The organism is Streptomyces nitrosporeus (genome assembly GCF_008704555.1).
Classification (GTDB): Bacteria; Actinomycetota; Actinomycetes; order Streptomycetales; family Streptomycetaceae; genus Streptomyces; species Streptomyces nitrosporeus.
The window spans coordinates 4665944-4679369 of sequence record NZ_CP023702.1 but is presented as its reverse complement, the minus strand read 5'-3'; the positions used below and the strand labels follow the sequence as shown (position 1 = coordinate 4679369).

At 71.1% G+C, this 13426-nt stretch carries 13 protein-coding genes; 4 read left to right on the top strand and 9 right to left on the bottom strand.

All coding sequences use genetic code 11. The features are described from left to right. Positions 1-50: 50 nt before the first annotated feature. On the bottom strand, positions 51-542 hold the full coding sequence (locus CP967_RS20785) for an ATP-binding protein (protein ID WP_150489413.1): 492 nt from the start codon (positions 540-542) through the stop codon (positions 51-53). 193 nt (positions 543-735) lie between these two features. Next, positions 736-1104: an STAS domain-containing protein gene (locus CP967_RS20780; protein ID WP_150489412.1), complete on the bottom strand. Its 369-nt coding sequence runs from the start codon at positions 1102-1104 to the stop codon at positions 736-738. Between the two features lie 293 nt (positions 1105-1397). On the opposite strand from CP967_RS20780, the gene CP967_RS20775 reads away from it, so the two are divergent. Then, positions 1398-2351, top strand: a complete 954-nt coding sequence (locus tag CP967_RS20775) for an RNA polymerase sigma factor SigF (RefSeq protein ID WP_150489411.1) — start codon at positions 1398-1400, stop codon at positions 2349-2351. A gap of 210 nt (positions 2352-2561) precedes the next feature. Here the strand turns inward: CP967_RS20775 and hutI are convergent, their stop codons facing one another. The 4 genes from hutI to hutU form a co-directional block, all read right to left on the bottom strand. Beyond that, entirely contained in the window at positions 2562-3734 is a 1173-nt protein-coding gene (hutI, locus tag CP967_RS20770) for an imidazolonepropionase (protein WP_150489410.1), read from the bottom strand. A 149-nt stretch (positions 3735-3883) separates the two neighbouring features. Then, positions 3884-5251, bottom strand: coding sequence for a formimidoylglutamate deiminase (locus CP967_RS20765; protein WP_150489409.1), 1368 nt, complete (start codon positions 5249-5251; stop codon positions 3884-3886). Next, complete coding sequence (locus tag CP967_RS20760) at positions 5242-6486, bottom strand: allantoate amidohydrolase (protein WP_150491967.1); 1245 nt, start codon at positions 6484-6486, stop codon at positions 5242-5244. Before CP967_RS20760 ends, CP967_RS20765 begins: the two co-directional genes overlap by 10 nt. Positions 6487-6533: 47 nt before the next feature. Continuing rightward, a complete protein-coding gene (gene hutU / locus CP967_RS20755) occupies positions 6534-8198 on the bottom strand; it encodes a urocanate hydratase (RefSeq protein ID WP_150489408.1) in 1665 nt (554 codons plus the stop codon). A 123-nt stretch (positions 8199-8321) separates the two neighbouring features. Between hutU and CP967_RS20750 the strand changes: the two genes are divergently transcribed. After that, the gene (locus CP967_RS20750) at positions 8322-9692 is read left to right on the top strand and encodes an APC family permease (protein WP_229888658.1); all 1371 of its coding nucleotides are present in this window, start codon (positions 8322-8324) and stop codon (positions 9690-9692) included. A 149-nt stretch (positions 9693-9841) separates the two neighbouring features. On the opposite strand, the gene CP967_RS20745 is transcribed toward CP967_RS20750, so the two are convergent. The 3 genes from CP967_RS20745 to CP967_RS20735 all read right to left on the bottom strand — a co-directional run bounded on the left by CP967_RS20745 (position 9842) and on the right by CP967_RS20735 (position 11823). Continuing rightward, a complete protein-coding gene (locus CP967_RS20745; protein WP_229888659.1) occupies positions 9842-10498 on the bottom strand; it encodes a transposase family protein in 657 nt (218 codons plus the stop codon). A 249-nt stretch (positions 10499-10747) separates the two neighbouring features. Further along, positions 10748-11197, bottom strand: a complete 450-nt coding sequence (locus tag CP967_RS20740; RefSeq protein ID WP_190175458.1) for a hypothetical protein — start codon at positions 11195-11197, stop codon at positions 10748-10750. 86 nt (positions 11198-11283) lie between these two features. Beyond that, positions 11284-11823: an AAA family ATPase gene (locus CP967_RS20735; protein WP_150489405.1), complete on the bottom strand. Its 540-nt coding sequence runs from the start codon at positions 11821-11823 to the stop codon at positions 11284-11286. Between the two features lie 393 nt (positions 11824-12216). Here CP967_RS20735 and CP967_RS20730 point away from each other — a divergent pair, with 393 nt between their 5' ends. Continuing rightward, positions 12217-12621: a hypothetical protein gene (locus tag CP967_RS20730; protein WP_150489404.1), complete on the top strand. Its 405-nt coding sequence runs from the start codon at positions 12217-12219 to the stop codon at positions 12619-12621. Beyond that, the gene (locus tag CP967_RS20725) at positions 12618-13418 is read left to right on the top strand and encodes a helix-turn-helix domain-containing protein (protein ID WP_150489403.1); all 801 of its coding nucleotides are present in this window, start codon (positions 12618-12620) and stop codon (positions 13416-13418) included. Before CP967_RS20730 ends, CP967_RS20725 begins: the two co-directional genes overlap by 4 nt. Positions 13419-13426 lie beyond the last annotated feature (8 nt).

The following is a 13426-nucleotide window of genomic DNA, read 5'->3' as shown; positions in this document are numbered from 1 at the left end:
TCTCGCCTTCTCTCGTCCGTATTTCCGGGTCCGCCCGCCCCCTCAGGGGGTCACGCGGGCGCCGCGAGCTCCGCCCAGACGGTCTTGCCCGGCTCGTCGGGGGTGCGGGTGACGCCCCAGTCCAGGCAGAGCCGCTGCACGATGAACATGCCGTGCCCGCCGGGCCGGCCCGCGCGGTGCGGGGTGCGGGGTGCCGGCTGCCCGGCGCCCCGGTCGGTGACCTCGACCCGCAGCACCCTGCGCGAGCAGCCGATACGGAGTTCGTCGGGGCCGTCCGCGTGCAGGCAGGCGTTGGTGACGAGCTCGGAGACGACGAGCAGGACGTCCTCGGCCGCCGCTCTGCGGTCCGCGCCGGACGCCGGCAGCCAGCCCCAGTCGTACAGGGCCTGCCGGGCGAAGTCGCGGGCCATGGGGACGATACCGCTGGCCTGCTTCAGCGAGAGCGAGCGCCACTGCCGGTCCGCCGGAACGGCCGAGCTGACGCCCGCACCGTCCGGCTCGCGGCCGAGGCCGCCCGGCGGATGCTGCCGGGTGGTACTCATCAGGGCTTCACCTCACCGTTTCACCGTATGGCGACGAAAAGATATTGATCAGATACACAGTGTGCGGGCTCCGTGACCCCGACGAGGTGTCTTCTGCCCGAGCGATTCGTGACAACACCCACTTCGGCCGCCTCGGAAGAGTGACGCGGGCGATACGCGGGGTCGTCCACCGCCGGGCGGGCGGGGCCGTCCGTCAGGTGGCCAGGGCTTCCTGGAGGCTGGGGTGGACGGTGAAGACCGCCTCGGCCCCGGTGATCTCGAAGACCCGAGCCACCACCGGCTGCATTCCGGCCAAATGAACCCCTCCCCCGGCCGCCTCCGCCTGCAGGCGGGCACCGAGCAGCACGTTGAGCCCGGTGGAATCACAGAATTCGAGTCGTGAGCAGTCGACCACGAGGCGCGTACGCCCCTGCTCGACCGCGCTCTCCAGAGGTTCGCGCAGCAGATCGGCGGTGTGGTGATCGAGCTCACCCACCGGCGTCACGACCTCACTGCCGCCCTCGGTCCGGACCTCGACCTGAAGCCGACCCCGGTTCGCACTGCCGACCGTCCCGCGGTCCATGCCGTTCCTCTTCGCCGTCCGTCACTGTCCGCAGCACCCTGTGCGCGGCTTTCGCGCGGCCTTTGCCGACGTCCGTGAAACATTACGCGTTTCCCTCGCCACACGGTAGTCGGAGAGTTCAACAAACCGGACATATATGCGCAATTGGCGCTTGTAACTCCTGGCACGAACCGGGTAAGGGTAGAAGGGCCATTTTCTCTGTACGCAGACCAACCGGCTTCGGAGGCGCCGCTTCACCGCAGGAACACGTATGGGCATCGGCAGCCATATGCCGAGAACGATGGAGGAGAACCATGTCACCCCGGCTCGACGTAACGCGTACCCCCTTCGCGGCGTCGACATGTCCTCAGGGACCGACCGATTCCGACTCCCCCGCCGCGAGCGCCGTTCCCGGCCCGCGCACCCCTGCCGCCTCCGGCGGCGGACCCGGCCTTCCCTGTGACGGCCTTGAGGGACTCCCCGAGATCCCTCCCTACGACGAAGTGGGCGCGCTCGACGCCAGGGCGTTGTCGAAGACGCTCTTCGCGCGGCTCGAAACCCTCGAAGAGGGCACCCACGAGTACGCCTACGTCCGCAACACCCTGGTGGAACTCAACCTCGCGCTGGTCAAGTTCGCCGCCGCCAGGTTCCGTTCGCGCAGCGAACCCATGGAGGACATCGTCCAGGTCGGCACCATCGGCCTGATCAAGGCGATCGACCGCTTCGAGCTCAGCCGCGGCGTCGAGTTCCCGACCTTCGCGATGCCGACGATCATCGGCGAGATCAAGCGTTTCTTCCGGGACACCAGCTGGTCCGTGCGCGTACCGCGCCGGCTCCAGGAGCTGCGGCTCGACCTCGCCAAGGCCGGTGACGAGCTGGCCCAGCGGCTGGACCGCGCTCCCACCGTGGTCGAGCTCGCCGAGCACCTGGGCATCACGCACGAAGAGGTCGTGGAAGGCATGACCGCGAGCAACGCGTACACCGCGAGCTCGCTGGACGCCAAGCCCGAGGACGACGACAGCGAGGCGCTCTCCGACCGCATCGGCTACGAGGACCACGGCCTCGCCGGCATCGAGTACATCGAGTCCCTGAAGCCGCTGATCGCCGCGCTGCCGAAGCGCGACCGCATGATCCTCTCCCTGCGGTTCGTCGCCAACATGACGCAGTCGGAGATCGGTGAGGAGCTCGGCATCTCGCAGATGCACGTGTCCCGGCTGCTCTCCCGGACCCTGGTGAAGCTCCGGAAGGGCCTGACCCTGGAGGAGTGAGCGCCCCTCACGGCACCGGGCGCGCGTCGCCCGGCACGGCGTGCACGGCGCGTGTGATGTGCGTGTGGCGTGCGCGGTACGCGTGATGTGCACGGTGCATGTGATGTGCGCGGTGCGTGTGGCGTGCGCGGTGCGTGTGGCGTGCGTGTCACGGAAGGACCTGCCCGGCGAAGGGCGGGTCCTTCCGCGTTCCGGGCCTCGGCCCGCGGGTCACCGGACCCGTACGCCGTGCTGCCACACCGCCTCGACCAGCGGCACCCCGGGCCGGTAGGCGAGGTGGACGTGGCTGGGCGCGCCGAGCAGGACGAGATCGGCGCGGGCGCCCGGCGCGATGCGCCCGATGTCGGTACGGCGCAGAGCCGCCGCGCCCCCGGCGGTGGCGGACCAGAGCGCCTCGTCCGGGGTCATCCCCATGTCCCGTACGGCGAGGGCGATGCAGAACGGCATGGACGAGGTGAACGAGGAGCCGGGGTTGCAGTCGGTGGACAGGGCGACGGTGGCGCCCGCGGCGAGGACGCGCCGGGCGTCGGGCCAGGCCGCGCGGGTGGAGAACTCGGCGCCCGGCAGCAGGGTGGCGACCGTGTCGCTCTGGCCCAGTGCGTCGATGTCGGCGTCGGTCAGGTGGGTGCAGTGGTCGGCGGAGGCGGCCCCCAGCTCCACGGCGAGCTGGACGCCGGGGCCGTGGCCCAGCTGGTTGGCGTGGACCCGGGGCCGCAGCCCCTTCGCCGCACCGGCGGTGAGCACGGCCCGCGCCTGGTCTCCGTCGAAGGCGCCCCGCTCGCAGAAGACGTCGATCCAGCGGGCGTGGGGGGCGCAGGCGTCCAGCATCGGGCCGGTGACCAGGCCGACGTAGCCGGCGGGGTCGTCGGCGTACTCGGGGGCGACGATGTGGGCGCCGAGGTAGGTGACCTCGTCGGTGTGGCGGCCGGCGATCCGCAGGGCGCGGGCCTCGTCCTCGACGGTCAGTCCGTAACCGGACTTGGTCTCCATGGTGGTCGTGCCCTGCCGGAGCGCCTCGGCGAGGTAGCGGGCGACGTTCGCGGAGAGCTCCTCGTCGCCGGCCGCACGGGTGGCGGCAACGGTGGTGCGGATGCCGCCCGCCGAGTAGGGGCGGCCGGACATACGGGCGTTGAACTCCTGGGTGCGGTCACCCGCGAAGACCAGGTGGGAGTGGGAATCGACGAAGCCGGGGATCATCGTCCGGCCGCCCGCGTCGAAGGCGTTGTCAGTGGCGGGTGCTTTGCTGGATTCACCGGTCCACAGGACGCGGTCGCCTCCGATGACGACGGCGGCGTCCGGGATCACACCCAGGGGGGTCCCGTTGTCGAGGGAGGGGTCGTTGGTGACCAGGTCGGTGATGTGGGTGATGGCGGTCGTCTTCATCCTGATGCGGCTTTCGTCCGGTGGGGCGGCCCGGCCCGCCGGCCGGCCCGTGCGTACGGGCGGTCCCGCCCGCGCGGTCGGGGAGATCCGTGCGGGCCGGGGGGTCCGTACGGTCGGGGAGGTTCGTGCGGTCGGGGGGATCCGTGCGGTCAGCCGTGGAGGGCGGCGACGGCTGAGGCCAGGGCCCTCGGCACGTCCTGGACCAGGGTGTGCTGTCCGTCCTTCACGATGTGCCGCCCTCCCACGACGGTGTGGCGCACATCTGCCGCGGAGGCGGCGAATACGGCCACAGCGGCTGTCAGCGGGGGTTTCGCTCCCGCGGTTCTGACGGAGTCCAGCGCGACCGTGGTCAGGTCGGCCACCGCTCCCGGTTCCAGCACGCCCGCGTCCGGGCGGCCGAGCGCGGTGTGCCCTTCGACGGACGCGGCCCGCAGCAGTGCCGCCGCTGTCCAGTGGCCGCGTACCCGGGTGCGCAGCCGTTCGTTCAGCTCCATGGCCCGCGCCTCCTCGAAGAGGTCGATCACGGCGTGGCTGTCGCTGCCCAGCGAGAGCGGCGAGCCGGCCTTCTGGAGCGCGGCGGCGGGTCCGATGCCGTCGGCGAGATCGCGTTCGGTGGTGGGGCACATGCAGGTGCCGGTCCGGGAGGAGCCCAGCAGGGCGATGTCCTCGGCGGTCAGATGGGTGCTGTGGACCGCGGTGGTGCGGGGTCCGAGCACGCCGTGTTCGGCGAGGAGCTGTGCCGGTGTGCGGCCGTGGGCGGCGAGGCATGCCTCGTTCTCCGCGGTCTGCTCGGACAGGTGGACGTGGAGGGGAGCCTGCCGTTCGCCGGCCCAGGCGACGACGGTGGCCAGCTGCTCCGCCGGGACGGCGCGTACGGAGTGCACCGCCGCACCGATCAGGGCGTGTCCGCCGCCCTTGAGGAGGGCGGCGCGTGCGGCCCACGCGTCCGCGGTGGTGTCCGAGAAGCGGAGCTGGGGCCGGGTCGGCTCCTCGCCGAATCCGGCGGCGAGGTAGACGGTGTCCAGCAGGGTGATGCGGATGCCGGCCTCGCCGGCCGCCGCGATGAGCGCTTCGCCCATCGCGTTCGGGTCGTCGTAGGGCGTGCCTCCGGGAGCGTGGTGCAGGTAGTGGAACTCGCCGACGGCGGTGATGCCGGCCAGGGCCATCTCCGCGTAGGTGGCCCTGGCCAGCCGGTAGTAGGTGTCGGGGTCGAGCCGGGCCGCCGTCCGGTACATCTGGTCGCGCCAGGTCCAGAAGGTCCCGGTGCCCGTCTGCGCGTTGGAGCGCAGGGCCCGGTGGAAGGCGTGGGAGTGCGTGTTGGCCAGTCCCGGGAGGGTCAGGCCGCGCAGCACGGTGGCACCGGGCGGCGGGGTGGCGACCCCGGTGCGGACGTCGGCGATGCGTCCTCCCGCGACGTCCAGGACCACGTCCGGTTCGACGCGGGTGCCGAGCCAGGCGTGGGACGCCCAGTAGGTGGCGGTGACCGGTGTGCCGGTGGGGGTAGTCGTCAGCTGCACGCGAGACCTTCCAGTACGTCGGCGAGTGCGAGCACCCCGGCCACGCAGTCGTCCTCGGTGGCGTGCTCGGCCGGCGAGTGCGAGACGCCGGTGGGGTTCCGTACGAACAGCATGGCCGTGGGCACGGAAGCGGACAGGATCCCCGCGTCGTGGCCGGCCCCGGTGCCGAGCACGGGCACACCCGGGCCCGGCCCGCCGGGAGTGCCTCCACCGGGGCCCGGTCCGCCAGGGGCTTCTCCGCCGAGCAGGCGGCGGATCTCGTCCCGCAGCGCGTGCCGGAACTCCACGACGGGCGTGAAGGACTCCCGTACGACGTCCAGGCCGGTCCCGGCCTTGTCGGCGTACTCCCGGGCGGCCTGTTCCACGGCGCCGACGAGCGCGTCCAGGGTGCTCTGGTCGGCGGCCCGCGAGTCGAGCCAGGCCCGCACGAGGGAGGGGATCGCGTTGACGCCGTTCGGTTCGACGGCGACCTTCCCGAACGTCGCGAGTCCGCCGACGAGTTCCGCCTCCCGGCGGGCGGCGAGCACCGTCTCGGCGTAGGTGAGCATCGGGTCCCGCCGGTCCGCCAGGCGGGTGGTGCCCGCGTGGTTGGCCTCGCCCCGGAAGTCGAACCGCCAGCGGCCGTGCGGCCAGATGGCGGAGGCCACGCCGACCGGGTGCCCGCCGATGTCCAGGGCTCGCCCCTGCTCCACGTGGAGTTCGACGAACGCACCGATACGGCCGAGCCGTTCGGGGTCCGCCCCGATGGCGTCCGGGTCGTGGCCGGCGGCTTCCATCGCCCGGTGCAGCGGGACGCCGTCCTGGTCGCGGAGGAGCCGTGCCCGGTCGGCCGTCAGCTGCCCGGACGCCAGCCGGGAGCCCACACAGGCGAGCCCGAAGCGGGCCCCCTCCTCGTCACCGAAGTTGGTGATCGCGAAGGGCCTGGTGAACTCCGCTCCCCTGCTGCGGAGTTCGTCGAATGCCGCGAAGGCGGAGACCACCCCGAGCGGGCCGTCGAAGGCACCGCCGTCGGGTACGGAGTCGAGGTGCGATCCGGTGACGACGGCGTCCGGGGCCAGGGGATCGCCGTACCAGGCCCACTGGTTGCCGTTCCGGTCGGTGTCGAGGGTGAGCCCGCGCGCCTCGGCCTGCTCCTGGAACCAGGCCCGGCACTCGCGGTCGGCGCCGGTCCAGGCATATCTACGGTATCCGCCGCTGCCGGGGTGCCTGCCGAGGGGAGCGAGCTCACGCCACATCGTCTGGAACGACGCTCCCGGGCCGGGCCTGCGGGGTTCGCCGGTGGTCACGGCTGTTCCCCCTCCGCCATCGGCACCCGTACGCCCCGGTCCGAGGCGACGGTCTCCGCGATGTCGTACCCCGCGTCGACGTGGCGGATCACGCCCATGCCCGGGTCGTTGGTGAGTACCCGGCGGATCTTCTCGCCGGCCAGCGGGGTGCCGTCGGCGACCGTGACCTGCCCGGCGTGGATGGAGCGGCCCATGCCGACGCCCCCGCCGTGGTGCAGGGACACCCAGGACGCGCCCGAGGCCACATTGACCATGGCGTTCAGCAGCGGCCAGTCGGCGATGGCGTCGGAGCCGTCCAGCATGGCCTCCGTCTCCCGGTACGGGGAGGCGACCGAACCGCAGTCCAGGTGGTCGCGGCCGATGGCGAGCGGTGCGGCGAGCTCGCCGCTCGCCACCATGTCGTTGAACCGCTCCCCCGCCCGGTCCCGTTCCCCGTAACCGAGCCAGCAGATGCGGGCGGGCAGCCCCTGGAAGCGGACCCGTTCACCGGCCATCCTGATCCAGCGGTGCAACGACTCGTTCTCCGGGAAGAGGTCCAGGATCGCCTTGTCCGTCCGGTGGATGTCCGATGCCTCCCCCGAGAGCGCGGCCCACCGGAACGGCCCCTTGCCCTCGCAGAACAGCGGCCGGATGTACGCGGGCACGAAGCCCGGGAAGGCGAACGCGCGGTCGTAACCGGCGAGCCGGGCCTCGCCGCGGATGGAGTTGCCGTAGTCGAAGACCTCGGCCCCCGCGTCCATGAAGCCCACCATCGCCTCGACGTGCGCGGCCATCGACTCACGGGCCCGCCGGGTGAAGCCCTCCGGGTCCCGTGCGGCCAGGTCCGCCATGTCCTCGAAGGGGACTCCGGCGGGCAGGTAGGCGAGCGGGTCGTGGGCGCTGGTCTGGTCGGTGACGATGTCCACCGGCGCGCCTTCGGCCAGCATCCGGGGCAGCAGTTCGGCCGCGTTGCCGAGCAGACCGATGGAGAGCGGGCGCCGGGCGTCCCGTGCCTCGACGGCGAGTTGGAGGGCGTGTTCCAGGGAGTCGGCCCGGACGTCCAGGAAGCGGTGCTCGATACGGCGCTCGATGGCGCGCGGATCGCAGTCGACGCACAGCGCGACACCGTCGTTCATGGTGATGGCCAGCGGCTGGGCGCCGCCCATGCCGCCGAGTCCGGCGGTCAGGGTGATGGTCCCGGCCAGCGTCCCGCCGAACCGCTTGGCGGCCACGGCGGCGAACGTCTCGTAGGTGCCCTGGAGGATGCCCTGGGTGCCGATGTAGATCCAGGAACCGGCGGTCATCTGCCCGTACATGGTGAGCCCGAGGGCCTCCAGGCGGCGGAACTCCTCCCAGTTGGCCCAGTCGCCCACCAGGTTGGAGTTGGCGATGAGGACGCGCGGCGCCCATTCATGGGTCTGCATCACCCCGACCGGCCGCCCGGACTGGACGAGCATCGTCTCGTCCTGCTTCAGCGTCCGCAGGGTGCGGACCATGGCGTCGAAGGACCGCCAGTCGCGGGCCGCCTTGCCGGTGCCGCCGTAGACGACCAGCTTGTCGGGATGCTCGGCGACCTCCGGATCGAGGTTGTTCCGCAGCATGCGGAGGGCGGCTTCCTGCTGCCATCCCAGGGCGCTCAGTTCCGTACCGCGCGGCGCCCGGACGGGGCGGGGTCCTGACATGGGGAAGCCTCCTCGCGAATGTCACTCTCGTATTCACATCCTGATGTGCTGAATAGTCCTAGTCAACAGGTGAGCCCCGGCCACCCCCGGGGCACGCTCACCCACGATCCCCGGGAGGGCCCTGTGACGACATCCCCCACACCCGAACCGACGGCGCCGGCGGCACAACCCGCACTCAAACGGGCGATCGGCCCCAGACTGCTGATCCTCTTCGTGATCGGCGACATCCTCGGCACCGGCATCTACGCCACCACCGGCAAGGTCGCGGGAAAGGTCGGCGGAGCGCTCTGGCTGCCTTTCCTGATCGGTTTCGTCGTCGCGTTGCTGACGGCGGCCTCGTACGTGGAACTGGTCGGCAAATACCCCAGGGCCGCCGGGGCGGCGCTCTACACGCAGAAGGCATTCAAGGTCCCGTTCCTGACCTTCGTGATCGCGTTCATGGTGATGTGCTCGGGCCTGTCCTCGGCGGGCGCGGCGGCCCGCGCCTTCAGCGGCGACTACCTCGCCGAGTTCACCGACGCGGTGCCGCCCACCCTGATCGCGGTGCTCTTCATCCTGGCCCTGGCCGCGGTCAACCTCCGGGGCGTCGCCGAGTCGGTGAAGGCCAACGTGGTCCTGACCCTGGTCGAGGTCAGCGGGCTGGCCGTGATCCTCGCGATCGGGGCGTACGCGGTCATGACCGGCGGCGGGGAGCCCTCGCGGCTGACCCAGTTCGAGGGGGGCGGCACCGGGTACGCCCTGATCACCGGGGTCCTGGGGGCGACCGCTCTCGGCTTCTTCGCCTTCGTCGGCTTCGAGGACTCGGTCAACATGGCCGAGGAGACCGAGGATCCGGCCCGCACCTTCCCCCGCGCCATCTTCATCGGCGTGGGCGTCACGGGCGCCGTCTACGTGCTGGTCGCCCTGATCTCGTCCCTGCTGGTCGCTCCCGGCACCCTGGAGAGGTCCAGCGGTCCGCTGCTGGAGGTGGTCAAGGCCGGCGGTGTCGACTTCCCGCCGGAACTCTTCGCCCTGATCGCCCTGTTCGCGGTCACCAACTCCGCGCTGATCAACATCATGATGGCCTCACGCCTCTGCTACGGGATGGCCAACGAGCGGATCCTGCCGCCCGCCATGGGACGCGTCCTCGCCGGACGGCGCACCCCCTGGGTGGGCATCGTCTTCGTCACCCTGCTCGCCATCGGGCTCGTCTGCACCGGTGAGATCGAAGGGCTGGGCGACACCACCTCCTTCCTGCTCCTGTGCGTCTTCGCCGTGGTCAACATCGCCGTCCTGGTGCTGCGCAAGGACCCGGTGGGCCACCGCCACTTCCGCGCCCCGACCGCGCTGCCGGTACTGGGCGCGGTCGCCTCCCTGGTCCTGGCCAGTCCGCTCGCGGACCGCGATGCGGATGTCTACATCAGGGCCGGGGTCCTGCTGCTGATCGGCATCGGCCTCTGGGTGGTCAACAAGGCGGTGCTGGCGGCCCGCGAACGCAACGGATCACCCGCATGAGGCACCTGAACACCTGGTTGAACATCCGACTGGACATCCGGCTGAACGGGCCTACGCCAACTTGAAGTCGCAGGCCAAAGGGCTGGTGTGACCGGTACTCGTGGTGCTCACGCTGGTCGTGGGCGACTGTCTGCGCGGTAGATCGTCGGTCAGCGGTTGACTTCGAGGTTGGTCAGGACGAGCAGGGCGCGCAGGAGGTGGGTGGCGCGGGTGGGGTTGGTACGGAGTTTGGTGAGGGTTCGCCAGTTCTTGAGGTGGGCGAAGGCGTGCTCGACGGGTGCGCGTCCGACGGCGAGGACGCGGTTGGCGTCCTTCTGGGCGGGGGTGAGTTTGCGGGTGCGAGTGGCGGCGAAGCCGGTGATGATCACGGGGTCGAGTACGTCGTTGTCCAGGCCGCGGAAGCCAAGGTCGGCGAGGGCGCCGAGGCCGGCGGCGCGGAGGTGGGCCAGGATGCGGTCGTGGCGGGCGGCGGTGTTGTCGTGGGTGCGGCCGGGCCGGGCGGCGGATATCCAGACCAGGCGGCCGTGTTCATCGGTCAGGGCGAGGAAGTGCATGCCGTGACGGTGTTGTTTGCCGGAGTAGTTGCGGCGGTTGGCCTTTCCCGTGCGGCGCTGGGTGGGGATGAAGGTGCCGTCGATCAAAACGACCTCCCCGCCCCGCTTGGCGATCTTCTTCAGGGCGCGGTCCAGGCGCGGGGCCTGGGCTGCGAGCAGGGAGATCAGTTCGTCGCGCCAGCGGCGGACGGTGGAGGCGGAGACGTTGTTGCCGCCGGCCAGGTCGGCCAGGCGCTGATCGTGGCGGAGCACGGCCAAGACGATCACCGCGATCTTCCCGGTGGCAGGATCCGCCACCTTGACCCGATCGCTTTGAGATGGCGGCGCAGGAGGTCGGCGAGGTGGTTGACGGTGCGCGTGGACAGCGGCAGGCGGCACTGGCAGACAAGCGGGCAAGTGTCCTCGGCGTGCTTTTCGGTTCTCTTCACACAGTGCCCAACGGCCGCCGAAGACACCCTGGTTACGCTCCGATCCCGCCGTCGCGGGCGGCGGTTCCCCTGGTCACAGGCGGGTGGTGAACCGGCCGTCGGGCAGTTTCCGCAGCCACCCGCGGTCGACCATCCTGTTCATCCTTCCGCGCAGCGGCTCCAGCTTGGCCCGCACGCTGACATCCACCCCCACCATCTCTCCGCCCTGGCGGGCCATGACCGGTCCGGCGGCCTGTCGCACGGCCGCGAGGATCCGCTGGTAGTCCGCCGGGAGCGCGGTCTCCTCCGCACCCGCCGCGCGGTGCGGGATCATCACCACCGGCATCCCGCCCACCTGCGCCGGCGCGGCCTCCGCACGCTCCTGGGCGAGCTGCCCACTCACCCGCTCAAGAACCTTTTCGGCGACAGCGAGTTCATCCCGCTCTGCCCGTACCTCCGCCAACCGCTTGGCCAGTTGCTCTTCAAGTTCGTCCAGTTCCGCGCGCCGCGCGGTGATCCGTTCCACCAGCTCGGGATACAGCATGCACAGATCGTAGAAGGCCTTTGACGGGGATTTCCGGATAAGGGTGCGATCTGGCCTCCGTGACGGCAACCGCCGCAATCCGATGGTCACGGCCAGCTTGCTGCCCTGAGTACCGATACGGCGACGTCAGTGACGGAGCCTGTTCCGGCATCGACGGTGAGGTCGTCGGCTGCGGACCGGCGGAGGATTCCGTCCAGTTCACCGGACCGGTTCAGGTGCCATCGCAGTGCCTCGGGCTCGCTGTCGTGGCGCTGGGCCAGTCGCCGGTGGATGACCGACAGCTCAGCCCGGAGCCGGCAGACCGTGAGTTCAGCGCCCACGGCATCGGCCAGTAGCTTCCGCTCCTCCTGGTCCTCAAGCACACCTGCGAGGACGAGGCGCGTCGCTCCGGCATCGAGATAGTGACCGGTGACGCTCCGCAGATTCCGTAGGAGCATGCCGAAGTTGAACCGGTCACCGGGAGGCGCGGGCCACGACTTGCGCAGCCAGTCGAGATCGATGACGGCATGAGAGATCCCGGCGTCGGCGAGAAGGTCGCCGACGGCCTCGGCAACGGTTGTCTTGCCCACGCCGACAGTGCCATTGAGGAAGAGGGCGCGAGCGTCCCGAGTGCTGTCTGCGTGCATCCCAGCAGCGTACGGCGAGCAGCTCGAGCGTCGGAGTCCGGCCCGTTCCTGCTCGGGAAGCACGCTCCCGCCACCCATTCGAGCACCGAAGAACCGGCCGACCAACCGCTGACGGATGATCTACCGCGCAGACAGTCGCCCACGACCAGCGTGAGCATCACGAGTACCGGTCACACCAGCCCTTTGACCTGCGACTTCAAGTTGGCATAGGCCCAACGCACGTCATCGGACAACCGGACGAATGCATTCCGCCCGGTGCGCCCCCGTTCCTGCGCTTTCCTCTACACGATCACGCGCATGTTCCAGCGGAAAATGCCAGAACTCCCTCCTGGAGCATGCACGTTGCGTAGCCTCTCCAACACAGCCGTACGCCAGTGGGGAGGGGAGCCAGCCGTGCCCGGAATCGACGAATGCCTGCTCGACGTCATGAGGCTGCCCGGAGCCCGGGGTGCCGCGGTCGTCGACTGGACGAGCGGTCTCGCCCTCGGCACGATCGGCGAGTCGCCCAACGGGGACCACGAGGCGACGGCCGCGGAGACGGCCGAGGTGGCGCGCATGGCCGCGGAGCAGCCGGCGTTCGCGCGGACGCGGGAGGACCTGGCCCCCACCGCACCGGCCACCACCTCGGTGGAGGACGTCATCGTCACCACCGCGTCCAGCTACCACATACTCCGTTTCGTCGAGACGGCGTTCGACAGCAGTGTCTTCCTGCACCTCTGGCTCGACCGCGCGGAAGGCAACCTCGCTCTCGCCCGCATCAAACTGGGTGAGATCGCCGAGCGGCTGGTCCTGGCATGAGGTCCGCCGCCACCGCGAGCCCCGGGACACCCGGCACGACCCTCCCCTCCCCGATGCTCCAGCGGCTCGCCACCGAACGGGCCACCGGTGCGCTGATACGGGACAACGGCACCCTCTACCTCGCGGACGGCCAGGTCGTCCACGCCGAGAGCCCGGCCACCCCCGGCATCGACGTCCTGCTCACCACCGGCGGCGCGTTACGCAGCGAAGGCTGGTGGGACGCGGTCGCCCAGGCGGGCGCCCGGCAGCGGGTCGGCCGCTACCTCGTGGACAGCGGCCGGGTGCCCGGCGGCGCGCTGGAGCTGTGCCACCTGGGTGCCCTGTACGACGCCTCCTTCTTCGCCCTCGCCCCGACACGGACGCCCGCCCGTTTCCGGTACGGCGTCTCCCACTGGATCGGGCCGGTCCACCCCGTCCCCGTGGACGCCGTGCAGCGCGAGACGCTCCGGCGCCGGGAACTCCTCGACCGGATCTGGCCCGACGCGCACACCGACAGTGCCCCGCTCGCCGCCACGGCCCAGCCGGCCGACGTGCCCGTCCCGCCCCGCCAACGCCGGGTCCTGGAGCTGGTGGACGGTGTGCGTACGGCCGCGGACATCGCTCGCGAACTGGGCCGCTCCGCCTTCCACATCCTGGTCGACCTGCGCCGGCTCGCGGCGGCGGGGCTGGTCGAAACGGTTCGCCTCACCTCGCCCGGCCATGCCTCCGGGGCCGGCCCGATCACGCTCCCCGAGGTCACGGCCGATCCCGACGTCGCCCTGCTGCGCAGGCTCAGAGACGCATTGGAGGCCCTGTGATTCGCGCG

Excerpts from the sequence above, each read along its gene's own strand:
- CP967_RS20780 (WP_150489412.1), bottom strand. The coding sequence starts at position 1,104 with ATGGACCGCGGGACGGTCGGCAGTGCGAACCGGGGTCGGCTTCAGGTC.
- CP967_RS20760 (WP_150491967.1), bottom strand. The coding sequence starts at position 6,486 with ATGTGGCGTGAGCTCGCTCCCCTCGGCAGGCACCCCGGCAGCGGCGGA.
- CP967_RS20785 (WP_150489413.1), bottom strand. The coding sequence starts at position 542 with ATGAGTACCACCCGGCAGCATCCGCCGGGCGGCCTCGGCCGCGAGCCG.
- CP967_RS20775 (WP_150489411.1), top strand. The coding sequence starts at position 1,398 with ATGTCACCCCGGCTCGACGTAACGCGTACCCCCTTCGCGGCGTCGACA.
- CP967_RS20740 (WP_190175458.1), bottom strand. The coding sequence starts at position 11,197 with ATGCTGTATCCCGAGCTGGTGGAACGGATCACCGCGCGGCGCGCGGAA.
- CP967_RS20725 (WP_150489403.1), top strand. The coding sequence starts at position 12,618 with ATGAGGTCCGCCGCCACCGCGAGCCCCGGGACACCCGGCACGACCCTC.
- hutU (WP_150489408.1), bottom strand. The coding sequence starts at position 8,198 with ATGTCAGGACCCCGCCCCGTCCGGGCGCCGCGCGGTACGGAACTGAGC.
- CP967_RS20735 (WP_150489405.1), bottom strand. The coding sequence starts at position 11,823 with ATGCACGCAGACAGCACTCGGGACGCTCGCGCCCTCTTCCTCAATGGC.
- hutI (WP_150489410.1), bottom strand. The coding sequence starts at position 3,734 with ATGAAGACGACCGCCATCACCCACATCACCGACCTGGTCACCAACGAC.